General features: G+C 39.7%; 19 protein-coding genes and 2 rRNA genes. 10 read left to right on the top strand and 11 right to left on the bottom strand.

Annotated features, from left to right (window positions below; translation table 11 throughout):
- Positions 1-41: 41 nt before the first annotated feature.
- Entirely contained in the window at positions 42-1376 is a 1335-nt protein-coding gene (locus SGI74_10160; GenBank protein MDZ4677857.1) for a S8 family peptidase, read from the top strand.
- Here SGI74_10160 and SGI74_10155 read toward each other — a convergent pair.
- Positions 1373-2122 carry a hypothetical protein gene (locus SGI74_10155; protein ID MDZ4677856.1) on the bottom strand — a complete coding sequence of 250 codons (750 nt, stop codon included), beginning with the start codon at positions 2120-2122 and terminating at the stop codon, positions 1373-1375. The genes SGI74_10160 and SGI74_10155 overlap by 4 nt on opposite strands.
- 170 nt (positions 2123-2292) lie before the next feature.
- Here SGI74_10155 and SGI74_10150 point away from each other — a divergent pair, with 170 nt between their 5' ends.
- From SGI74_10150 to SGI74_10140, 3 genes are read left to right on the top strand one after another with little or no spacing between them, the layout of a single operon-like run.
- Complete coding sequence (locus SGI74_10150) at positions 2293-5412, top strand: M12 family metallopeptidase (GenBank protein ID MDZ4677855.1); 3120 nt, start codon at positions 2293-2295, stop codon at positions 5410-5412.
- A 59-nt stretch (positions 5413-5471) separates the two neighbouring features.
- Entirely contained in the window at positions 5472-7052 is a 1581-nt protein-coding gene (gene lnt, locus SGI74_10145; GenBank protein ID MDZ4677854.1) for an apolipoprotein N-acyltransferase, read from the top strand.
- Positions 7027-9351, top strand: coding sequence for a Smr/MutS family protein (locus SGI74_10140; protein MDZ4677853.1), 2325 nt, complete (start codon positions 7027-7029; stop codon positions 9349-9351). Before lnt ends, SGI74_10140 begins: the two co-directional genes overlap by 26 nt.
- Here SGI74_10140 and SGI74_10135 read toward each other — a convergent pair.
- The 3 genes from SGI74_10135 to SGI74_10125 form a co-directional block, all read right to left on the bottom strand.
- Positions 9348-9788 (bottom strand): hypothetical protein, encoded by a 441-nt coding sequence (locus SGI74_10135; protein ID MDZ4677852.1) that lies wholly within the window; start codon positions 9786-9788, stop codon positions 9348-9350. The genes SGI74_10140 and SGI74_10135 overlap by 4 nt on opposite strands.
- On the bottom strand, positions 9761-10915 hold the full coding sequence (locus SGI74_10130; GenBank protein MDZ4677851.1) for a hypothetical protein: 1155 nt from the start codon (positions 10913-10915) through the stop codon (positions 9761-9763). The genes SGI74_10135 and SGI74_10130 overlap by 28 nt, the downstream gene beginning before the upstream one ends.
- A 469-nt stretch (positions 10916-11384) precedes the next feature.
- Positions 11385-12299 carry a hypothetical protein gene (locus tag SGI74_10125; protein ID MDZ4677850.1) on the bottom strand — a complete coding sequence of 305 codons (915 nt, stop codon included), beginning with the start codon at positions 12297-12299 and terminating at the stop codon, positions 11385-11387.
- Positions 12300-12351: 52 nt separating this feature from the next.
- On the opposite strand from SGI74_10125, the gene SGI74_10120 reads away from it, so the two are divergent.
- Positions 12352-12804 (top strand): hypothetical protein, encoded by a 453-nt coding sequence (locus tag SGI74_10120; GenBank protein ID MDZ4677849.1) that lies wholly within the window; start codon positions 12352-12354, stop codon positions 12802-12804.
- On the opposite strand, the gene SGI74_10115 is transcribed toward SGI74_10120, so the two are convergent.
- Both SGI74_10115 and SGI74_10110 read right to left on the bottom strand, forming a co-directional pair.
- Positions 12801-13646: a hypothetical protein gene (locus SGI74_10115; protein ID MDZ4677848.1), complete on the bottom strand. Its 846-nt coding sequence runs from the start codon at positions 13644-13646 to the stop codon at positions 12801-12803. The two genes, SGI74_10120 and SGI74_10115, sit on opposite strands and share 4 nt — an antisense overlap.
- Before the next feature lie 13 nt (positions 13647-13659).
- The gene (locus SGI74_10110) at positions 13660-14541 is read right to left on the bottom strand and encodes a hypothetical protein (protein MDZ4677847.1); all 882 of its coding nucleotides are present in this window, start codon (positions 14539-14541) and stop codon (positions 13660-13662) included.
- 118 nt (positions 14542-14659) lie between these two features.
- Here SGI74_10110 and SGI74_10105 point away from each other — a divergent pair, with 118 nt between their 5' ends.
- From SGI74_10105 to SGI74_10095, 3 genes are all read left to right on the top strand, one after another.
- Positions 14660-14977, top strand: a complete 318-nt coding sequence (locus tag SGI74_10105) for a hypothetical protein (protein ID MDZ4677846.1) — start codon at positions 14660-14662, stop codon at positions 14975-14977.
- A gap of 76 nt (positions 14978-15053) precedes the next feature.
- Positions 15054-15419 (top strand): hypothetical protein, encoded by a 366-nt coding sequence (locus SGI74_10100; GenBank protein ID MDZ4677845.1) that lies wholly within the window; start codon positions 15054-15056, stop codon positions 15417-15419.
- A 54-nt stretch (positions 15420-15473) separates the two neighbouring features.
- Positions 15474-17009, top strand: coding sequence for an Hsp20 family protein (locus tag SGI74_10095; protein MDZ4677844.1), 1536 nt, complete (start codon positions 15474-15476; stop codon positions 17007-17009).
- 7 nt (positions 17010-17016) lie between these two features.
- Here the strand turns inward: SGI74_10095 and SGI74_10090 are convergent, their stop codons facing one another.
- Together SGI74_10090 and SGI74_10085 are read right to left on the bottom strand one after the other, a co-directional pair.
- On the bottom strand, positions 17017-17352 hold the full coding sequence (locus SGI74_10090) for a hypothetical protein (protein ID MDZ4677843.1): 336 nt from the start codon (positions 17350-17352) through the stop codon (positions 17017-17019).
- Positions 17353-17601: 249 nt separating this feature from the next.
- Positions 17602-18201 carry a matrixin family metalloprotease gene (locus SGI74_10085; GenBank protein MDZ4677842.1) on the bottom strand — a complete coding sequence of 200 codons (600 nt, stop codon included), beginning with the start codon at positions 18199-18201 and terminating at the stop codon, positions 17602-17604.
- A gap of 410 nt (positions 18202-18611) precedes the next feature.
- Here SGI74_10085 and SGI74_10080 point away from each other — a divergent pair, with 410 nt between their 5' ends.
- Both SGI74_10080 and rfbB read left to right on the top strand, forming a co-directional pair.
- On the top strand, positions 18612-18995 hold the full coding sequence (locus SGI74_10080; GenBank protein MDZ4677841.1) for a hypothetical protein: 384 nt from the start codon (positions 18612-18614) through the stop codon (positions 18993-18995).
- Between the two features lie 690 nt (positions 18996-19685).
- Positions 19686-20693 carry a dTDP-glucose 4,6-dehydratase gene (gene rfbB, locus SGI74_10075; GenBank protein ID MDZ4677840.1) on the top strand — a complete coding sequence of 336 codons (1008 nt, stop codon included), beginning with the start codon at positions 19686-19688 and terminating at the stop codon, positions 20691-20693.
- Between the two features lie 105 nt (positions 20694-20798).
- Here the strand turns inward: rfbB and rffA are convergent, their stop codons facing one another.
- The 3 genes from rffA to SGI74_10060 all read right to left on the bottom strand — a co-directional run.
- A complete protein-coding gene (gene rffA, locus SGI74_10070) occupies positions 20799-21929 on the bottom strand; it encodes a dTDP-4-amino-4,6-dideoxygalactose transaminase (protein MDZ4677839.1) in 1131 nt (376 codons plus the stop codon).
- Between the two features lie 90 nt (positions 21930-22019).
- Positions 22020-22136, bottom strand: a 5S ribosomal RNA gene (rrf, locus tag SGI74_10065).
- A gap of 79 nt (positions 22137-22215) precedes the next feature.
- Positions 22216-22590, bottom strand: a 23S ribosomal RNA gene (locus SGI74_10060); the annotation flags it as partial.

The following is a 22590-nucleotide window of genomic DNA, read 5'->3' as shown; positions in this document are numbered from 1 at the left end:
TCTTAATCCCTGTAGAGACGAACGAAAAAGGGGTTACCAACATGGCTCAAGTAGTAAAATTATGGGTTCTCAGCTTTGCCACAGGCGCACTAGCAGTACTTGCCGTACACGGGGCAACTATGTGGGTGAGTGGTGATTCACAAGTTTTACCAAGCGATTCAACACGTATGATGAGCTTAGGAAGCCCCAAAGTTATCAATTTAGATAAAGCCAAAGGTGAACAAAAAATCATTATGAATGACCCTAGTATTCAAAAAAACTGGGGCCTCATGGGTACTAACGGCGCAAGTGATATTAAAGTCAACAATGCTTGGAGCATCACTCAAGGTGATCGAAACGTTGTTGTTGCCATCATTGATACGGGCATTGATGTTAAACATTCTGATCTCCACGCCAATATCTGGCAAAATCCTGGTGAATCAGGGCTAGATAAAAACGGTAAAAGTAAATCAACCAACAGTATCGATGACGATAACAACGGTTACATTGACGACATAAATGGCTGGGATTTCGTAAATAACAAACCATTTGTCATTGATAATCATGGCCACGGAACCCACATCGCCGGCATCGTTGGTGCTGTTGGCGGCAATGGCATTGGCATGAGTGGTGTTTGCCCCAAAGTCAGTTTAATGGCGCTTAAGTATTATGATCCCACTTCAAAAGGTAATGATAATTTAAGAAACACAGTACGCGCTATTCGCTATGCCGCAAAAATGGGTGCACACATTATTAATTATTCAGGTGGTGGAACAGAACCCAACGACGATGAATTTGAAGCGATAAAATATTCCAATGACAAAGGGGTTCTCTTCGTAGCAGCTGCTGGTAACGAACGCTCTAATTCTGATTTAGCTCCATATTATCCAGCTGATTATAATCTTCCAAACATCATCTCTGTTACAGCCATTGATTCATTTGCTAAGGTTCTTAAAACCAGTAATTACGGAATCAAATCCGTTCACCTCGCAGCACCAGGTGAGGGAATTTACTCTACACTGCCAAATGGCAATTACGGTTTAATGACCGGCACTTCACAGGCAACAGCTTTTGTGAGTGGTGTCGCAGCCTTGATCTTGGCTCACAATCGAGATTTTAATGCAGCACAGGTGAAAAAACAAATCATAGCAACAGCTGATGAACTACCCGAACTTCGCGATAAAACAAGTACTAGCGGAAAACTCAATAGCTATGCAGCTCTTGCGATGCTCCCCGCAATTCCCGCCACGGGTATTGCAACCGCAGTTGCATCAGCACCCATAACAGTCACTGTTGAAGGCCAGAGAAACGAAAAAGTTACTCTTAATGCACTTTTACAAGCCATCAGTACGCCGAACCAAATAACTGGAAAGAGAAACGCTGCTCAAGCACTTTAATTGTTGAGATTTCTAAAAGCGAAAATAAAAACTAAAATCGCACACCCAACTGCGACAAGCCCACGCGCTTGAGGTAAAAATAGTCCAAGTAAAATCAATAACCCCGCAACACCTGTTATGATTCCTGTAACACGCAAAGGCTGTTTTTTATTTGGTTTTTGCAGAGTCGCTACATATGTAGCTGTGGCAAGTTCTATAATTCTAGTTTGCATACGAAGTGCTATCTCATCATGTGGATTCACCGCTAATATCGCTCGATACTGGCTACTTGCAAATGCAAGATTGTCTCTATTTAAACAAATCAAAATAAAAAACTCATGGCGTTTATCATCGATGTACTGTGATTTTACGGCGTCCCAAGCAGACATTACCTCTGGTCCACTGGGCGGCACCACTGGCTGTGGCGGCTTTGCTGTTATTATTCTTTCAAAAAGCACTCCACATTTTGGACATTCTTTATAATCAACATCTGATTGCACTCCACAGCGAACACAAGTGTGAAGCGTTTTTTGTACAACCGTTTTAATCGTAGCATTAACTTTTGGATGTAAACCCATTGGAATAAAATCTTTACCATCAAAACTTTGAGATCTTACGGTTTGAACATCAGGAGGTTGTGGCCAATTAAATGCAAAAAAACCCTCACACCCAGTACATTGAAAACGCGCCTGTCCATCAGCAAGACTTTGGGTCTCAACCATAAAAAGCTTTTGACACTCTGGGCAATTCACATGAATAGGGTTCAAGATCGTCTCCACAAAAAGCCTAGCTATTTAATACACTTTTGGCAAAGCCCAATTTTGAAGAATATTACATGCCATTCAATAACTTAGCGCAATGCTCATTATAGTACTTAAGTTTTAAACAATATTGCCGATCGGTTAGGTAGTTAGTGGGCGTAACTATGGAGCGTGGCATGAAGTTTTTCAAATTAGTCTTCGACTATTTTATTACACCAAGAAGAAGAATTGGGTATCTATTAGCATTATTTGCCTTTGTACAAATAATACTGTTTCAAAATTGTGGCGATGTAAGAATCAAAGGTTTAGGAAAAAACCCAATTTCCATACCCGGTGGAAGTGCTGACTTATTTAATTTAGCATTGGCGATTTCTGAGTCAGCAAGACTTGGTGTACCACGAGAACAGTTCGTGAATCCGTCCACGGGGGCTGTGAGCCCAACTGTACTTTATGCGCCTCTTAATGGCGATGCTGCATGGCCAGTAGTTCAATATGCTCCACCCACAACTGTTATTTCAAAAAACTATTTTAAAGATCTGTTTTTTAGTTCCGCTGTCGCACAAAACGGAAACATAATCCCCATTGGTTTATGGAGTGGCGGAAGATTACCAATCAAATTCTCAAGCGATGTAGCTGCAAATCTTAGAGAAACTTTTATTAAAGCCTGTAACGTTCTAGCATTTGATAATCAACCTGACTATGTCGTTGGTGCGATAGCTGGCGTGTCGTGCATCAATCATACAAATGAGAAAAACTACGTGCTTGTTAGAAGCACTGTATTTAATACTTCATATGCAAACTTAGGCCGCTATGAAAACACTCATAGCGAAATAGGTCTTGCTCCCTTGGCGGATGTCTGGACAATCATTCATGAATTAACACACATACTGGGCATTCCCCACGTGCAACAGTGGGCAAAAAGAGTTGACTTTATAAAAGTAAATAGCGCGCTCCACAATGATGTGAATTATAAAATAGTATCAAACTTTAATGGACCTGATTTTCTTTTTAAATCTTTAATGCATTACAGACGTACTGAGATTTCTAATGGGCTGTTTAATTTTGATCCACTTGAAATTTATAAAAATGTCGAGATCGGAAGTTCTGAGTTTACTGCTGCAGACGCTGCTGTTATTCGCGCAGCATACTCAAACACTTTACCTCAAACTGGTGAAGTGAGTCTCACTTCAAATCCAAATGCTATTGCCAATTATAATCAATACGGTTTGACTACAGTAACCCGAGTGACTTCACCCTCTGATGGCGTAGTGCGTGCTAGCACAAGTTCATTTTCTGATTTCACTGTGCAATACGAACTCACCAACACGGGTGTAAAAGATTGGGATGTAAACAGCAAAATCACTTTTCAGCTTTCTACAAACGCTGGTGGGGCTGGTTTTTTTATTGACGGAGCTTCACGCACAATCAACACACGTGTGCCACCCTGTAATGGAAGTTCCGTTCCTTGCACAGCGCTGAATAAATACACAGTAAGTTTTAAACTAAGAACACCAAGCGTATCACAAGTAATTGAGCTTGTTGGATTCATGAAAGTAGGCGATCTCCAATTTCCCGATGATGGGGTGAGATTTCCCATCACTGTAAGAGATATAAATGGTGGTGGTATATTCATCGTATCAGTACTGCCTCAACCGATTTCTGTGCCACGCAATGGCGAAATCAAAGTACCAGTACTGGTTTCAAATTCAAGTAATCAACGTTTAGCTGACGGTTCACATCTGTACTATTACTACACCGATGCTCAGAAAAATCCGATCTCTGAACCCGCAGCAATACCAATTAAAGTAGGTGCAAATAAGGCGTTAAGAGTACCATTAATTGTAGCACCTCAATTTCAACCACAAATTTTCGCTGACAGCATTGCCTATATAGCAAATGGTGTTAAGGGTGAATCAGATCTACAAGAACCACCATTGATTCCTCAAGATCATGTTAAGCCTGTTCTGCCAGTTGGTAACGATTTTGGAATTGTTTTATATGTAGGTACTGATCCAAATAACCCTGTAAATCCCACAATCATAGCCATGAATTTAGGCCCCGAAGTACTCAGCGCAGCGTGCCCTGCTAACACAACATCAAATTGGGCATCGTTCAATGCACCAAGATGTGGACCCGAGACTGGCAGTGCTTATGGTGCGACCGCTGGTTGTACTGTAGACGGTAGATGTTATGAATATGCGGGTGTAGCGAGTGCTGAATCTGGCGCTTGCTATCGATTAGCAAGCTGTACTCAAGCTAATGATTGCGGTGATAGAAATAGATATTGTTTTAATAGCAGCTATTTTGGTACGTCTGGCAGCCGATGCTGGGGCACGAATCGTGAGCCGGCTCTCTGCCCACCCACCCAAGGGGGCTATTGCTCTGGCGGAACAACAAATCCGACTTCATACGGAGTACCCGAGTGCAAAGATGGGTGCGCTACTTCTGGACCATCTAAAGAAAGATGCTTCTACTTCTTATCGACTATGCCAAATGGGGATAATTGTTATTTTCTCCAGGCTTGTTGCTCACCAAATACTACCCGCACTTGTGAAGGACCCATTGAAAATGGAATTGGTACCGGAACGGAATCTTGCCACAGTGGTGGTGCCGCTTGGCGACAATGTGTGTTCACTACTGCAAAAAGTTGCAATGCAGGGTTTCACCCTGAGGGCAGTAGATGTGTTGCCAATCCTCTAAATTGTATTCAAATTAGTAAACAACCACAGCCTGCAATACAAGACTGCATAGCAGGCTGTACTGGCTCGTGTGCTGTAAATGATGGAAAGGCACCCAACGGTGAGCAATGCGGTCGCGCGGAAGCCTGTAGCGCGGCAACACCTACACCAACTGCAACGCCCAATATTACACCCATACCAACGGTAACTCCTACAGCGACGGTAACTCCTACAACGACGGTAACTCCTCTGAACTGCGGTCAAATGGTGACAGCTGCTGGCGGCGGAGAAGCGGCCTGCAGTCATACCACATGTCCGACAAATTTCTCACCAGTGGGAGTTTCCAGCGAATGTAATCCATGTTGCCGAAGAACTTGCACCCCAAGTTGCGGTGACACCGAACAAGCATGTAGCGGGGATCCATACACTGGTACATGCGGTATGCCGTGTGAAGGAACCAAGGATTGTACTTCAACACCAACACCGACACCCGAATCAACACCGACACCGACACCAACACCGACACCCGAATCAACACCGACACCGACACCAACTCCTACACCAACACCAACTGATGGTGGTGGTGGTGGTGGTGGCAAATATACACCGCATTTTTGACAGAAACGTCTCTAGGCCTCTGATCTTACTTATGATAATAAATAAGATCAGAGGACATCATGAAAAAACTGAGCAACTTTTTGGTGCTTTCACAAAATGCATATTTCAGCGCGATTCTTTCAGCAGTGCTCATCGCCACCAGCTACCCACCATTTCCGGCATGGGCATTGTTTTTTGCACTTGTTCCGCTCATGGTCAGCTGGCACAGAGCTCCAACAGCTAAACAGATTTTACTCACAGGCTTTGTTTGCCAATTTGTTTTTGTCTTCATTGGTTTTAACTGGATAGCACATACAGCTAGAGAATATGGCCACTTGCCATGGGCATTGAGCATTCTCGTTTTGATAGGCTTTTGTTGTATAGCCTCACTACATGTTCCTATCGCTGGCTACATCGCCTACAAAATTAATAGACGATGGCCGCTCACACCAGGTTGGTTTTTCACACTTCTAGCGTCACTCTTAGTTGCTGGTGAATGGTTTTTCCCAATGATATTTCCATGGAATTTTGGGTACCCGCTTTTATTTAGTCATTTTAAATCAAGTCAGCTCGCAGAATTTATCGGTTTTAATGGCCTAAGTTTTTTGGTTTTACTTTCTAATGCAGCTTTTGCAACAGCTTTTGTGAAATACCCAAAACCTGGTTGGAGCCGATCTGTTATTGTTTTTGTGTTTCTACTTTTTTGTGCAGAATCAATAGGCACTTATGTAGAAAAAAATCTTGGCCTTGAAGATAAAACATTACACGCCCTACTCATTCAACCCAATATCGGAAACTACGATAAATTTTTAGCCGAACGAGGTGCTGGGTATCAAGAACCCGTTGTTCGAAAATATTTTGATCTCACAATCGAAGGTTTAGCAAAGTCAGCCTTAAAACCCGATATCATTGTTTGGCCTGAAACTGCTTATCCAGCAAGTCTTGATCCTGGTTTGCAAGACGGTTTTTATCAGCGAAGAATTTTTGATTTTGTCAAAGCCCAAGCAATTCCAATGCTCATTGGCGCTTATTCAGAAGACCCCGGCGATAATAATAATAAATCTTATAATGCCGTATTTGCCATTGATCAAACAGGCACAGCTAAGCCTGGGTATCGTAAAAACATACTTCTCGCATTTGGTGAGTATTTTCCAGGTGCGCAATATTTTCCTTTTTTAAAAGATCTCATTCCTGAAATATCTGATTTCGGACGAGGTGCGGGGCCTATGGTTTTTCAATTAAATAATACTTCTTTTTCACCACTTATTTGCTATGAAGGGCTTGATGTTTCATTCGTAGGAAAAACAGCTAAACTTGGAGTTCAGATTTTTGTGAACGTCACAAATGATAGCTGGTTTGGAAAATCTTTTGAACCCTATCAACATATGATTATGACTATTGCTCGCACCATTGAATTTCGTAGACCCATGATTCGTTCAACAAATACTGGCTTTAGCGTCATTGCCGATGCGCGAGGTCACATACTAGCTAAAGGCCCGCAAGATACTGAGTGGGCGCAAACAGTTGATGTGCCATATTTTAGCCAAGTTAAAAATACTTTTTTTTCAAAAATTTTAGATTTTATTCCATTTATTTTCTTAATTTTACCTTTTCTTATCACACTCATTGGTCGTTATGTCGGCAAATCACAGAGAACTTGATTGGCCAAGTTTATTAGATAAACTTTCTGCACACGCTCACTCTGAGCGCGCAAAAGAACTTTGCCGAAATCTCAGCCCTCAAGATACATCTGCGAAAGCAATACTTCTTATTGAAAATATCAAAGAAGCACAAAGTATAATCTTAGAATCTGAGTTACCCGATCTCTCAGTCATTGATCATATTTCACCAATTTCTGAACGTCTTAATGTGCACGCAGTGCTCGATGTGAAAGAACTCATCGTTTTAAGGCAATTCTTAAACACTGCTCAAAATTTAAAAACACTTCTTAAACAGCCAAAAAATAAATGGGCAAATTCTGAATCGGCAAGAATAGCTGATTTTAAATCACAAATTTCTGCAATCAATCATGTTCTCTCACCTAGTGGCGAAATCAACGAAGACGCTTCACCAACCCTTGCATCACTTTGTGAAGAGCGAAGACGTTTGGGTCGTGAAATTTCAAAAACCCTTGATCAAATCGTAGCTCGTCGGCAGATGGAAAATATTCTTCAAGATAAATACGTGACCAATCGCGAAGGTCGCATGGTTATTCCCGTAAAAAGTGGAAGCCAACATGACGTCAAAGGCCTTATTCATGACGCCAGCCAAACCAAACAAACAGTTTTCATGGAGCCCGACGAAGTTATCCCCATGAACAATCGACTACGCGAAGTTCAAATTCATATCGCCGAAGAAATATACCGCATCTTAAAAGAGCTCAGCCAATATCTCACACGCTTTGTAACCTCTTTTATAAATGCCGATCACTCACTCATTGAAGCAGATGTCACTTTTGCCAAAGCTTACCTGAATCAAAATATCAAAGGAACTTTGCCGTTATTTTCAAATCAAGATCGATTCGGTTTAATTAACCTCAGGCATCCACTATTAGTTCTACAAGGTATTAAAGTAATTCCAAATACAGTTACCATGGGAGAAAATAGAAAAATTCTTTTACTCTCTGGCCCCAATGCTGGTGGTAAAACAGTTTTACTTAAAGCAATTGGCCTTGCCGCGCAAATGGCTAGGTGTGGATTACCTGTGGCTTGCGATGATGGGAGTGAACTTCCATTTTTTAAACAGATTGACCCCATTATTGGTGACCTACAAAGTGTGGGTGAAAATCTCTCAAGCTTTAGCTCACACATCGCAAGACTAAACCTTGCAAGTCGTATTAAAGGTGAAGGAAATCTTATTTTAGTAGATGAAATTTGCGGAGCCACAGATCCAGAAGAAGGCGCTGCTCTTGCACGAAGTTTTATTGAGCATTTTTGCCAGCAAAAAGTATTTGCTGTTATTACAAGCCATTTGGGTCCACTCAAAGAGCACTGGTCAAAAGAAACTGGCGTTGAACACGGCAGCCTTGAATTTGATCTCAAGACTAATAAACCTACTTATCAATTACTCATTGGTTTTCCAGGACGAAGCTTAGCACTTGCTGTTGCAGAAAAACTTGGGGTGCTACAAGACATTATAAAAAGAGCAAAAAGCCATCTTTCACCTGTAGGGCTTGAGCGCTCACAAGAATTAGAAGAAATTGAAGATTTTAAAGAACAAATTATTGAATTAAAAAATCAAACCCTTATTGATAGTGAAGAAGCAAAGAAAGCGAAAAATCAATATCAAGAATTAGTTAAAAAATTTCGAGAACAAAGAGATCGCTGGTTAGAGAAAGCCTTGCAAAAAGCTGAGAAAAAAATCGAAAATCTTATTGAAGACGCAAGACAAGATAGACTTCGCAATAAAACACTTCACGATATCAAAGCTGAACTTCCAGAAATTGTGAAAGCAAAACCTTCACAAAATAAACCACAAACACTTGAAGACTTTAAGCGCGATTTTAAACCAGGCACCCCAGCCTACTCCACACGCTTAAGCAGGCAAGTGATTATTCAAGGTGAACCTGATCATAAAGGTCAGGTGCCAGTACTTGCCGACATGATGCGCGTTCAACTCCCTTGGCACACACTCATTGGCCTTGGTCAAAAAGAAGAACAACCAGTTCAGGTAATCAGACGCTCCTCTTCAGCTCAATCAATTCCCATTGACGATAACGCCTCAGAACTTGATTTACGAGGGCAGCGCATCGACGAAGCTGTCACCCGGCTTGAAAAATGGCTAGATGACTGTATGCGTGAACAAAAAGACTCTGTTAAAATCATCCATGGCTTTGGAACCGAACAATTAAAAAAAGCAGTTCGTCAATTTCTATCAAAAAGTCGTTATGTAGCAAAATGGAATGCAGGAGACAAAAATACCGGTGGTGATGGCGTCACCTGGGTTACATTAAGCGATTAATTAGACTTAATTTCTGACCCACAAAATAAATCTAAAAAGGCTAATGTATCTCTAATATAAAGCGGAAAATATTCAGGCTCATCGTTACGCGGGCTGAAATTAAAAACAATTGCGGTGCGATCTGACATACAATTACGAGTTTGAAAGTTTTTTTCATCAATAATATCTACAAATTCTTCAAGACCATTAATATTTAACTGTTCATCAATTGTCAGTTTTAACCGATCAAAACCTATGAGGGTTTTCTTAAATGAAGAAAATATTTTTCGCTTATCAGGCAAACTCACTTTAGATGACATGTTCTTTTTGGTATCACTCACAAGCTTATTTATAAATTCACCATAAGTATCCACAGCATTACTAGCTGCACCAGCTGTAACTGACATTCCCAAGGAACAAAGTACTAATATTAATAATATAACTGTGCGTCTGAACATTGACCCTTCTCAATATCTGAACCTTCAATTAATTTTAAATCCTTACTTACACTTGCCATATAATGAGAAACTTCATGACGACGTCTCTTATCTTTAATTGTACCAGGAGCGTGCCCTGTTCTTGTTTTTTTACGCAAGAAAGTGTTAAATCCACTATTAGGATTAAGCAAATCGAGTTTATCACGGGTCATAGTATTATTTGTAATATAGGTTCTATAAATGCGCTTGGTTTCGCCCAATCCAACATTATAAGCGTGTGAAGTTAATTGCGTGATCAATCGTTCTTTTTCTTTAGGGCTAAAACCTCTCGGAAGTCTCTTAGAATGTGCTTCGATTAATTCAAAAATACCTTTTCTATTCATCGTATGATTCATTGCCGTGTAAACCAGATTCATAAGAGGACTTTCAGGCATGCTTATCGCTTCACAACGATTATTTTTATCTTTAAAATTCATCTGTAATTGAGGTCTTTCCATAATGTATTTTATGGGCTGACAATGTTCAGCTTGATTTTTCGCAACTACTTCAGCTCCAAACTGTTGCCAGTTTTTTGGACGATTAAGCGTCTCAACTGCACCGCCAGTGATTTGCCCAACACCCGCGCAACTATTACCACTTACCGCATTTACTTGAAAACGCGATTCATGATTAATGAGGGCAAATAATTCCTTCGGAGGTATACCAAAACAATCCATGACACGATTATATGTATTATAAAGCACCGAACTGTAATGAGTTGAAACACAAGCTTGCGGAACTTTTTTTCTATTATTCCATTTGTCGCATTGTCGAAGATCAATAATACCTTTAGTTGGCAACATCTGAGCTTTTTGAATACATTCAAAAGGAACCACTTGGTTCTTAAAATCCGAAGCTGTTATTTCAAGCACACTTCGTTGCCAAACTGGCAAATCAGAAATCTTACTTAAAAAATAGCCCCGATTTTTATCTACTTTTGAACAGTCTTCGCCTTGGGTATAAATCTTAGCAATCTTAGCATAGTCACGCGCTGATGAGCCTTGATCACTCACAGGTAAATCTTGTGGAGGGGCATCTCCTCGGTGTTTAACTTCAGCATTACTTACCGCAGACAATGTAAGTATTAAAATGAATATCTTTTTAACCATAAACCATTTTACCACCAACCGCTCCACCCACAAAGAACCCAATAAATTTTTCTTTAGACCTAAGTCATATGTGGAAAATCTTTAAACAGCCGACAAGTGTGTATGCACATTCAACACAAACCAGCCTCACAAAATCAACGAGTTACATCCTTTGGAATAGATCTCTTTGTAATTATCGTTTTACAAGCTGTTTTCGGCAACTTCACGCTGTGGGTCTATCATACGACTTGCGCTAAATACGGTGTGCCCGCTGACCATGATATGGAACTTTTTTTAAGCCAGTTTTGCGGAGGCTTTTTCTTCCTCGGCTACTTTACACTTAGTCTAGGATTATTTGGAAACACACTTGGCAAACGCGTGATGGGTTTACGCGTTGTAAAGTCATCAACTCAAGAGTCACTTACAATGCCCGAGGCTTATTGGCGCGCAATGGGTTATCTCATGAGTAGTTGGACTTATATGATTGGTTTTATTCTTCCTTGGTTTCGATCGGACAAGTTGGCTCTCCACGATCTGTTGTGCGGTACCCAAGTGGTAAGATCAACTCCGATCTCAGCGTCGAGCGCACTTCAGCTCGTGCTCCCCCCGCACTTATGGCCTCATCAGAACCAAATTCTGCCCACACAAGAAGCCCCCTCTTTGGCTCGAACAGGAACCGACCGCTAAGTTTATGCATAAATCCATTTTTCTTTTCAATGGCCGCCGGCATATGGACCTCACCCTTAACACTTATTTCAGCACAGGCAAAATCTCCACATTGTTTTGATCCCAAGTATTTTGAAACAATACTCACTTTCAATGGTAAACCATTTTCTTCACTTTTCCATGAATGCTCTGACTTCCACTCTTCACCTACATTGACGGGTTTTTTAGGTAAAGGAAGTGGTGGCAAAAAAAAGATAGAAGTTTTCGGGTAATTCCCCGCCTTCTTGATTTCTCCACTTCGAGTACTTTCCACCTCCATGATTTCACCCAACTCCGGATACGCCAGATCATGGAGATTAACAAATCCATCTTTCCAAATGGTTTGTATATTTTGAATAATATTAGAATTTTTTAATACTTTTGTAGTCGTTGTTTGAACTTTAAAATCTACAGCTTCTATTTTTTTATGCCTAATTTCTTCTTTATCAAAAGTGCGAGTAATGGCTAGTGAACAATTATTTACTAACTCCACACGCCCTGGCTCACCAGAATTTTTAAGTGTCACAGGATCTTCCAGAGGACGAAATTTTACTACAGAAGACTCACTAAGAATTTGTGGGGATTGAGTTTTCACCTCAGGTATTGGCTTATGACTACAAGCCTGGCTGAAAAACAAACATCCAATCAAGCACAATGAATAAATCGTTAAGTAGTTTGTGGTCAGAAATATTCGTGGCATGTCTTTTGTCTCTCCTATAGATTACAATAACTATTGCATAGGAGCTTAAATTTTGAAACGAACAATATTGGTACAAATATTATTGTTAACAGTCGCAACTGTGTCACTTAACACCGCTTGCGCGCCGTCAACCGACAATTACAACAAAAGTATTTGTGGCGCAAACGTAGTAGACAGAGGACTTCAACTTTTAGTGAAAAAACTTAGCACTAGCGAAGATTACACAATGGAACTCTGCGCCGCGGCGAATCCTGTGAGTACATATTCAGTTTATGGAGCCATCACAGAAACTGAGCTCACACCCATTAATATTAATCTTGCTGCATCTATGAGACTCAGGGCCGTTGTGGCTAACAATACAGGCTCAAGCTTTCAGGTGAGATTTCACGGAACAGACAAATATTTTGCAATTTACCAAGACAAACAAACAAGCACAAACCTTGTTCCCGACGCAACCGAACAAGGCACAATGGTTACACCCCATCTCTTGCCTGGAAAAAATTAAAATTCACTCCCACTAGATTTTAAGACAAACATTTCGCCTTTACGAAATCTATCGACAAGCTTTAGATCAACCGTCGGAAACCCAAATATCGGAAACGTAGCTTGGGTTAATTCATCTTCAATGGCAACGACGATATAGGTTACATTTTCATTATCCTTTTGATAACTCGCCATATAGATCAAAAACGTTACACCTTCATCGTCAACAAGTCGCCAGACTTCTGAGGGTTTTTCAACAGTAGATAGTTTTAAATCATTAAACTGACTAAAATCTTCCGTGTCTATATCAGTCGATGACCGATGCAAAAGCATTTCTTCATAAAGTTGAAAAGCAATATTCTCCTCAGTGATAACATCATCTAGAATATCCAAATCATCATTTTCTGTTGCATCAAAAACAAGATTATCTCTACGATATTTTTCGATTAGTTTTTCATCTCGCGTTGGAAAATGCATGTAGACAAAAACCGGCTTATTGAAATCATAGTAAACAGCAGCCACATAAAAAACACGATCTTTTTCATGAAGAAATTCACCGATGAGAAAACACATTGGAGGTTCATCTTCACTGGTATCAACCTCCCAGACCTCGTCTGGCTCATTGAGTAAAATCTTCAGAAAGTGTTCATATTTTCTAAACTCTGGAAACTTGATATCATCAGGTGTACGCGCCGCAATGTACTGATCTTCTAACGCTTCAATTTCTTCTTCAAAGTTTTCATGAATACATTTCTCAGAACAAAAAATAAGGTCATTGTGTTCATCAACGAGAATGGCTAGTTCGTCGTCAGTAATTTTCTTCCCGCAATTTGAACACGTTTCAAAAATTAAGCGACGAACCAATTACCACTCACTTTCAAAGACCTACGTTGACACCCAGTGACCAACTTCGTCCAAGGCTGGCTTGAGTTGTAAGATCACCAAATGCTGCTTGGGCAGCACCATAGCTTTGCTGTGAAGCTAGTGGAATTGCAAAGCGGCCCACTAAATCCATTATTGGACTCAAATGAAAAGTAACTTGCAAATCCGCAGCAGTGTAAAGGCAATCTTTTACAATCACTTCGTTCATGTAGCGTAACGGATCTGCATGCTTCACTACATATCCACCCTGAACAACCCAATCTTCATCGATATTAATTCGAAGTCCACCATACCCATCTAACTGGTTACCGACATTTAAACCAGCCTCTGCTTCATCAACTTTTTGAATGTAAGTTGCCTGTGTAATAACTGCGACTGAGTCAAAATATTTCGTGAGCGAAAGTCCCGTGTGATATTCTTGATACCGAGCTGCAGCGATTGTTTCTTTTTCTGGGCGAGAAAATCTCACACCTCCATGAACCGAGAGCCATAAAGGGTGGTACTCTTGAAGCTGAAGTAATTGTAGGTAAGCTCCTAAAAAGGGGTTTCCAAGCTCATTAAATTTTTTCTCACCAATTTCATTTCTGACAATTGCATTCCCAGAAATAAGTGGGAGTTTACCCATGAGGGTAACGCGCTTACCGAGATCTTGCTCGATACCAAAGGCATAACTTGTAAAACTAATACTCTCTGGAGGTGCAGCCGTAGCTGAAACAATATCCATACTCAATCTCGTAGCGTGATGGCTCGAAGTTCCAGAGTCATCAACATCAAATGTTTGAGTATTAGTTTCTTGCGCATTTGCTGTATTGATTATCAGTCCTAAAACCAAGACCAAGGCCGAGATGGGTGATAAACGACTATTAAATTTATTCATGAGCGTCCCTGCTCCTCTTGATAATTATTCAGATTACATCATAGCAGTGCTTGCATCTTCGAGTAAACATTCCTTAAACTGAATATAGTAGGTTTTCTGCAAGGAGGCAGATCCCTTTATGGTTTACATCGATAAAACTCAAATGGAACAAGTTGAGTATTTATTTAATCAATCCGCTCAAGGACTCCACCTCCTGTTCGACAATGCCAGTATCAGGCGTGTTTTGAGTAAGCCAACTGAAGAAATGGATTTTTTCACCTTTGAAAATGTAAATCGCATTCAAAAACTACTCTCTGATTTCATAGCTAAAGACTCACTCACCGCTAAAAAAGATTTTTTAGAAATGCTTGATCAAGAAACATATGATCTTCTACTTAGAACGTATTTTAATATCGTTGAAAACAGCATCTTTGAGCAAAATAATCTAAAACACTAAAACAACACTAAAACAACAAATCCACAAAAACAACAAATCCTAAAGAAATTTTAATAACTCGACGATAAGCCAAGTAATGAATACTTGGGCAAATCATTTTATAATCATATCTCTGTTCATTTTAACTTGTAATCATACAAGCCATGCAGAGTATCGCGTCTATCGCCTAGGTATTAAATACGATGTTAATCAGAAGAATGAAAATGAAGTAATAACCTCACTGGATCACCTTCAATATGAAACTTACTACAAGATCACACCAACTCAACAAACACGCCTCATTGAGCATTGGATGTGCCGTGGCCGCACGAATGATTTTGCTAAGTATTGTGCCAAACCCGTGATTCAACCACTAGATTTGCCAAATCAAAAACCCGGACCTCAAATACAACAGGCCCAAGGTCTAAGTTCTCCAGTGCAGAGAGCTCCCGCTCAACAGTAATTCGCAAAACATGTTACACTAAATTCATACTAATTTATCTCATGGAGGAGATAAATGGCAGACATTACGCGAACAGACGCCAATCGTGACTTAACACAAATGCGCGATCGGTTTGAAAAGCAAAAAGAAGAGCTCAAAGATAAATATCAAGAAGAGCTTACGGATGTCCGTGAACGCTATGACAAAAAGATTCATGAAGAAGAGAAATCCGGTCAAGCAGTAGTTAATCACATCCAAACAAAAGTAAAACATAAGACAGCTGCTGCTGAACAAGAAGCAAGTGAGCGTCAACAAGCTCTTGATACTCAGACAAATCAAAAACTTGAAAACCTTAATAAAAAGCAAGAATCTCAAAGTGCTCATATCGAACAAACAAAACAGCATTATGCAGATTGGGCAAAAGCACAAAACGATCAAGTAAAAACACAAAAAGAACACCTCAGTATTCGGACTTCAGCTCAGTTAGAAGCAATTAATGAAACAAGCAACAAACGCCTAGAAGAAGCTCAGAAAAAAGTCGCAGGCAAGTCAGATAGTGTTCATGAAAAAGGCAACCAACAAATCAATGAACTCAAAGAAAACTATCAAAAAAGACTAACTGCTGTTGATAACCGAGAATCAAAACGCTTTCAAGAAGTCAGAGAAAATCATGCGCAAAAATTTAAAGATGAATCTAAGAATTTCCAACAAACAATCGTAAAAGAGAAAGACAATCATTCAAAAACTCTTAATCAAACACGCGAATATAATATTACAGAACAAGAACAGCTTCGTCAAAAGACCACAAAACAAATCAATGACCAAAGAACAACAGCAAAAATCCGCATTGATGATCAAATCAAATCTGACAGCACTCAATTACAAAAATCAAGACAGAGATACCTAACAACAGAAGAAACTCAACAGCAAAAACACGAAAAACAACTTCAAAAACTTGAGACTGATTCTAAAATGAAGTTTGTGGAGCAAAAAAATACTCATAAACAAAACTTAAAAACTGAAAAACTTGAATTTAAAAAAGATACTGAGGAGCTTAAACTAAGACAAGACACCCAGCGAACCAATCAAATCAACAGGCAGCAAAAGGAATTTGCAGATCTTCAAACCCATCACAAAAATCATTTAGACTCCCAACACGTTAATTTTACAGATAAGTTTGAAAAAAATGAAAAATCTGCGCGGGACGCATTTACTAATCAAGGTCTCACCTTGGGTCGTGAACTCATCAATCAAAAGAAGCAATTCTTAAAAGCCTCTGATAAGTACGCCGGCAAAGAAGCCGACCCATTTTATCAAATCCGTGATAACAAAACTAATTTTTATGAAACTTCTGGCGCCTATGTTTTAAAGGCAAAAGTTCCTGAACATGAAAAAAACAATATTGACGTACGAGTAAAAAATGATCGAGTCACATTAAGTGGAAATCGCACTTTCAATGACCAAATTAATGAAGAGGGTAAAACCGTTAGCACCCATAACGTTCAAACATTTCAAGAGCGATTTGATATTCCCAAAAAGGTAAAAATCGACGACATCAGCAAAACATATGACAATGGTGTTTTGACTGTTGTCATTCCAAAAGTAACTTAATAAATAATTATGATTTTTTTACGAGACCTTCGAGTTCGGTAAGCATGAACTGTAAACGACTGTGCATTTCTTGAAGACGAGTAACATTATCTTTTAATTGATCCATTGAATCTTTACGAATAACCGAATCTTTTCGTTCAATAGCGCTTTGAAACAAAGTAGGTTTAGCTGTCGCTCCTACCGATTGAACTTTACGCAGGAGATCCCCAAGATTTCCGTACACAAAGCCTATTCCAGAACCTCTATCATAAAGAGCCATGTCAACTTCCTCCACTAGATGCTTGATGCGTGCAAGTATTTGCTCACGCACTGATACTTCATTATTAAGCAACTTAGATGCCATCGAACTCTTATTCATAAAATTCATAAACTCCCGGAATTACTTTAAAAACCAATGCTGCTGCTTCACTGCAGTTATTCTATGTGAGAGCTTACTGACCTTAATCGTCACCCCACAACAAAATAATTCTTAAAACAACTGAAAATCAAATGACTTACCGCAGATATTAGAATTTTTTACATGAAGCTCAAGAGTGTTAGTGGTTTTAGAAGAGTCTTCGTGCTTTAGAAGGCTTGGAAGTGTGTATATGTGTCAGTACTCACATTTAACGCTAGATATGTCTTCTGGAGTAAGATCACGACGCTTCGTACCGCTTGAAAGATAGAGGGCCATGACTGACTGCTCAGAACCACTATGAGCTAGGCCCAATACATGGCCAAGCTCATGAAGAAAAAGTGATTCAATATCGACATCGTTGTTACCAGGATTTGTCGAGAAGGCAAAATTCTGCGCGTTAACGCGAATGTCCGCTTCTGTGATCTGATTATCGACCCAAAAAATTGTGGTATTAGCCTGCTGAGTGTTGTTCTGAGTTTCCCATGTTTGTTCCCAATAAATTACACTCTTACGATCTTGAGTCGGAACTGAAGAAGGGAGCGAACCTGCAAAATCAAAAATCTGTTGGCCAATGGCTTTTTCCCAAGTTGCAAAAGAAGCTTTAATACCGTCGTGAAATTGAGTTGGAACACTTGCATCAAAATACATTTTAATTGGAGTTTGTTTTTTCCAGCTTACTCTTTGCGCTTCATTATTAAGCACAAAACCACAACCAGCCTGAGGAGATGGCCCTTTGGCACACTGAATCTCAAAGATTATAAGACTTGCTAGTAATATCCAATTGATTTTGTTCAAAGTTTCTCTCCGCAATCTTTCCTACTGCCACTTAGAGCGAAATAAATGCCAGAGCTAAAAAGCTAGCTAACCCCTTATTTCTTTAAGAGATTTATTGAAAGGCAAAAACACATAAAAGAAGACTCATTTGGTATATAGTGAATTTTGAAAATACTAGAACCCCTCATAATGCGCTAAATATCTAAAATTATGAGTTAAATTCTGTGTCTAAAAATCAGTCACTACTTACAACGAAAAAAGGCACAAACCCCAAGCAAGTCATCCTCACATCGAATTACGTGACACAAATTCCAGTAAGTTAACCCTAACATCAAATTCCATGGCACAGGCATTGCTCTACTATTTGTATCATTAGAATAATGCTGGTTTTACGAAACAATCGTACCAAAATTAAAATTGAGGCGGCGAAAATGAATTCCAAAACTAAAATCATAAGCATGGTTATATTTCAATTTGTCATTACAAACTGCTCCTCACTCCAATCTTCAAAAACGATAACGACTCACCTGGATCCACAATCTAAAATTTTACAAGCTGACAAACCAACCTGGACAGCAACACCACCAGTTCTTGATGGACTCCTGATATTAAAGACAATGAAACGCATTCATGCTCAATCGATGCAATCTGATGATCTCATCGAAAAAGTTTATACAGACACAGTTAAGGGCAATCCTGTTCACAAAAAAGAATATGAAAGCTTTCAAAATAAATATGGAACCTGGGAAGACCTAGAGGTTTCTCGCAGAATTTTAAATGAGTTATTTGAAGAGTCCGAAAAAGGCTCGATTTAAATAATCTCTCCAACGGTGGCAGATTGACTCCAAATTTTAAAAACCCGCCATAATGTCACTACTTATTGGCGGCATCTGAGCCTATATTCTATTTGGCGTTCGGAATCATTGGCCCTCCCTTTGCTCTAGTACTCATGCATAGGGCTTCGGTTACCTGAGGTGTTCCAATACACCGATACCGATCACCCACAAAAACAAATAATATTCAAACATCCCACCTCCGAGCGAGGGATCTAAAAAAGATCTCCCCGCTCTCCTGCGATTAATTCGATATAAAATAATTCCAAATAAAATGCCCATCTTGTAGTCAATATAGTTCAAACATGTCGCATATTCGCCACTAGATCTCACTTTAGTTTGGTGCCCTTGCACCGAAAAGAAGGTGAGGTAGTATGGCTCGCCAGACATTATTTCTTTTTATATTAGGTTTAAGCTGTATTGTGATGCTTTATCAGAATTGCGGAATGTAACTTTGCTCCACAGCCCCAGACCTACCAAGTAATAAAATCCTTGAGTTTTAAATGCTGACAGCTCCCGAGTATTACGTACTCAATTGCTCCTAGTTTTATCCCTATAGATTTTACTTTCAAAATCAGTAAATCCTGAATATGAATTGGCTTTTACAAAATGAAAATCTATTATTTATGAAAATCCATAATTTGTTGATTTGACAAATATTAAAGGGGATAAATGAAAAAAATATTAGTTACTGGTGGCGCTGGATTTATCGGAAATCACTTTGTGCGTTATGTACTTCAAAACAGACCATCAATTCACATCATCAATCTAGACTTGCTAACTTACGCTGGAAACCTTGAAAATCTTGTAGACCTCAAAAACAATCCCCGCCATGAATTTGTAAAAGGCGATATCTTAGACACAAACTTAGTGACTAATCTAGCCCAAGACTGTGATGCCATTGTTAATTTTGCTGCTGAAAGCCATGTTGACAGAAGCATCACTGGCCCCGAAGCTTTTATTCAAACAAATATTAATGGCACTCAACGTTTGCTAGATGTGGCTCGTAATCTAAAAACCAAGCGATTTCTCCAGGTTTCAACAGACGAAGTGTATGGAACTCTAGGTGATACAGGTCAGTTCACCGAAGAAACTCCCTTGGCTCCCAACAGCCCTTATTCCGCAAGCAAGACAGCGGCCGATTTACTTTGCCGAGCCTATCATCACACCTACGAAATGGATATTGTCACAACAAGGTGCAGTAATAATTATGGCCCCTTTCAATTTCCTGAAAAATTAATTCCATTGATGATCATGAATGCAAAATCGGACAAAAAATTACCAGTATATGGCGACGGCTTAAATGTTCGCGATTGGATTTATGTAGATGATCACTGCGAAGCCATATTGGCCGTATTAGAGAAAGGCCGTGCTGGCGAAATATATAATGTAGGATCAGATAATGAATGGCCTAATATTCAAATTGTGAAACGAATCCTAACCCAACTCAAGAAGCCAGACTCTCTCATAACTTATGTTAAAGACAGACCTGGACACGACAGGCGCTATGCAATTGATAGTTCAAAAATTAAAAATGAACTCGGATGGCGCCCAAAAACATCTTTTGATGAAGGATTACAACGCACAATTAATTGGTATTTAGAAAACACCCAATGGCTCAATAATGTTCAAACAGGAGAATACAAAAAATACTATGATACCCAATACCAAAACCGCTGATTCCAAAAACAACCACTGAGTCACTCAACCAAAATTGAAACCGTGCTATTGTCTAAATATTAATAAAATATCTTTATCTAAATATTCAAAAAAAAATGTCTCTGGTTAAATTTTATTTATTACAGAACGAACTGTCTGAAGTACATGTTCAACATCATGTTCAGTCATAGAATAGTAAATCGGCAATCGAATGAGCCCTTCAGAAATAAGACGAGTGTTAGGAAGATCTTTAGTTGGACTAAAACCATTCTCTTTGGCAAACGGCGCGTCATGAAGCGGCACATAGTGAAAAGTAACTCCAATACCTTTTTCTTTTAATTGCGAAATAAGCTTTGCCCTTACCTGGGGATCAACTGTAAATGCTGCAACATGGCCGTTAGTTTCAACATCTGAAGTTGTTTTTTGCCAAGTGATTTTTCCTTCAAACTCTGCGAGCCCATTTTTATAACGTTCATAAAAAGATTTTCGTTTACTCGTAATTTCCTTAAGCTTTTCAACTTGACCAAGAGCTACTGCAGCTAATAGATCCGATGCAATATAACTTGAACCGCGATCTACCCAAGTATACTTGTCGATTTCTCCTCTAAAAAACTTCTGCCTATTTGTACCTTTTTCGATTTGAATTTCCACTTTTGAGGCTATTTCTTCAGAATCTGTCATGAGTAAACCACCTTCACCTGAGGAAATATTTTTTGTCTCATGCAAACTAAAGCAGGTTGTCCACGGTGTCGGGCCGATGAATTTACCAGATCTTTTTGCCCCCAAAGATTGCGCAGCATCTTCGATTAAAAATAATTTATTTTGCTTACACAATTCTCGCAAATCTTCAATACCCGCACTTGAACCAGCATAGTGGACAGTTAATATAGCCTTTGTTTTTGTGGTTAATAAGGGTGCAACAGTACGCGCTGATAAATTCCATGAATCTAATTCGACATCAGCAAAAATAGGTTTAGCACCTCTAAGCACGACAGCATTGGCCGCGGATACAAAGCCAAAACTCGGCATTATAACTTCATCACCAGGGCCAATATTTGAAATTAAACAACTAATCTCAAGAGCAGAAGTGCAGCTGGTGACAAAAAAAACATATTTAACCTTACAGATTTCTTTAAGCAGATTTTCAAGTGCAATTGTTTTGGGTCCTCGACCGCACCATTTGCCAGAATGTAGTGCTTCAAGCAGATACTTTTCTTCATTACCAACAACAGACATTTTATTAAATGGAATCGTCATTGTTAAAGATTATTACCGTGTAATTCGAATTGCCATGAAATTTATTTCCCAAAAAAATAAGCCCGTAATTTCTTACGGGCTTAAAAAAAATGCTGGCATCGTGCTACTCTCACACACGGTTTCCCGTGCAGTACCATCGCCGCTGACGAGCTTAACTTCTGAGTTCGGAAAGGGATCAGGTGTGACCTCGTCGCTATAGACACCAGCAAAGTGTCAAAACGTAAAATTTTGAAAATTGATATATGACCAAAACGACAGTCTCTTGAGATGAATTTCAAAAGAAAATAAAGGTAAGCCTCACGTCCTATTAGTACCGGTTAGCTAAACGCCTTACGGCGCGTACACACCCGGCCTATCAACCTCATAGTCTATAAGGGGACTTTAGGGGCCCGAAGGCCCAGGGTAATCTAATCTTGGAGTTGGCTTCCCGCTTAGATGCTTTCAGCGGTTATCCGTTCCGAACATAGCTACCCAGCACTGCCGCTGGCGCGACAACTGGAACACCAGAGGTTCGTCCATTCCGGTCCTCTCGTACTAGGAATAGCTCTCCTCAAATTACCTACGACCACAGAAGATAAGGACCGAACTGTCTCACGACGTTCTGAACCCAGCTCGCGTACCACTTTAATTGGCGAACAGCCAAACCCTTGGGACCTGCTCC

It is taken from the genome of Oligoflexia bacterium, assembly GCA_034439615.1.
In the GTDB taxonomy this organism is placed as follows: Bacteria; Bdellovibrionota; Bdellovibrionia; order JABDDW01; family JABDDW01; genus JAWXAT01.
This window is presented reverse-complemented; position numbering and strand designations above follow the sequence as displayed.

Bases quoted from the DNA above. Each gene is read 5' to 3' on its own strand.
- SGI74_10160 (MDZ4677857.1), top strand. From the start codon at position 42: ATGGCTCAAGTAGTAAAATTATGGGTTCTCAGCTTTGCCACAGGCGCA.
- SGI74_10150 (MDZ4677855.1), top strand. From the start codon at position 2,293: ATGAAGTTTTTCAAATTAGTCTTCGACTATTTTATTACACCAAGAAGA.
- lnt (MDZ4677854.1), top strand. From the start codon at position 5,472: ATGAAAAAACTGAGCAACTTTTTGGTGCTTTCACAAAATGCATATTTC.
- SGI74_10140 (MDZ4677853.1), top strand. From the start codon at position 7,027: ATGTCGGCAAATCACAGAGAACTTGATTGGCCAAGTTTATTAGATAAA.
- SGI74_10135 (MDZ4677852.1), bottom strand. From the start codon at position 9,788: ATGTTCAGACGCACAGTTATATTATTAATATTAGTACTTTGTTCCTTG.
- SGI74_10130 (MDZ4677851.1), bottom strand. From the start codon at position 10,915: ATGGTTAAAAAGATATTCATTTTAATACTTACATTGTCTGCGGTAAGT.
- SGI74_10125 (MDZ4677850.1), bottom strand. From the start codon at position 12,299: ATGCCACGAATATTTCTGACCACAAACTACTTAACGATTTATTCATTG.
- SGI74_10110 (MDZ4677847.1), bottom strand. From the start codon at position 14,541: ATGAATAAATTTAATAGTCGTTTATCACCCATCTCGGCCTTGGTCTTG.
- SGI74_10105 (MDZ4677846.1), top strand. From the start codon at position 14,660: ATGGTTTACATCGATAAAACTCAAATGGAACAAGTTGAGTATTTATTT.
- SGI74_10100 (MDZ4677845.1), top strand. From the start codon at position 15,054: ATGAATACTTGGGCAAATCATTTTATAATCATATCTCTGTTCATTTTA.
- SGI74_10095 (MDZ4677844.1), top strand. From the start codon at position 15,474: ATGGCAGACATTACGCGAACAGACGCCAATCGTGACTTAACACAAATG.
- SGI74_10090 (MDZ4677843.1), bottom strand. From the start codon at position 17,352: ATGGCATCTAAGTTGCTTAATAATGAAGTATCAGTGCGTGAGCAAATA.
- SGI74_10080 (MDZ4677841.1), top strand. From the start codon at position 18,612: ATGAATTCCAAAACTAAAATCATAAGCATGGTTATATTTCAATTTGTC.
- rfbB (MDZ4677840.1), top strand. From the start codon at position 19,686: ATGAAAAAAATATTAGTTACTGGTGGCGCTGGATTTATCGGAAATCAC.
- rffA (MDZ4677839.1), bottom strand. From the start codon at position 21,929: ATGACGATTCCATTTAATAAAATGTCTGTTGTTGGTAATGAAGAAAAG.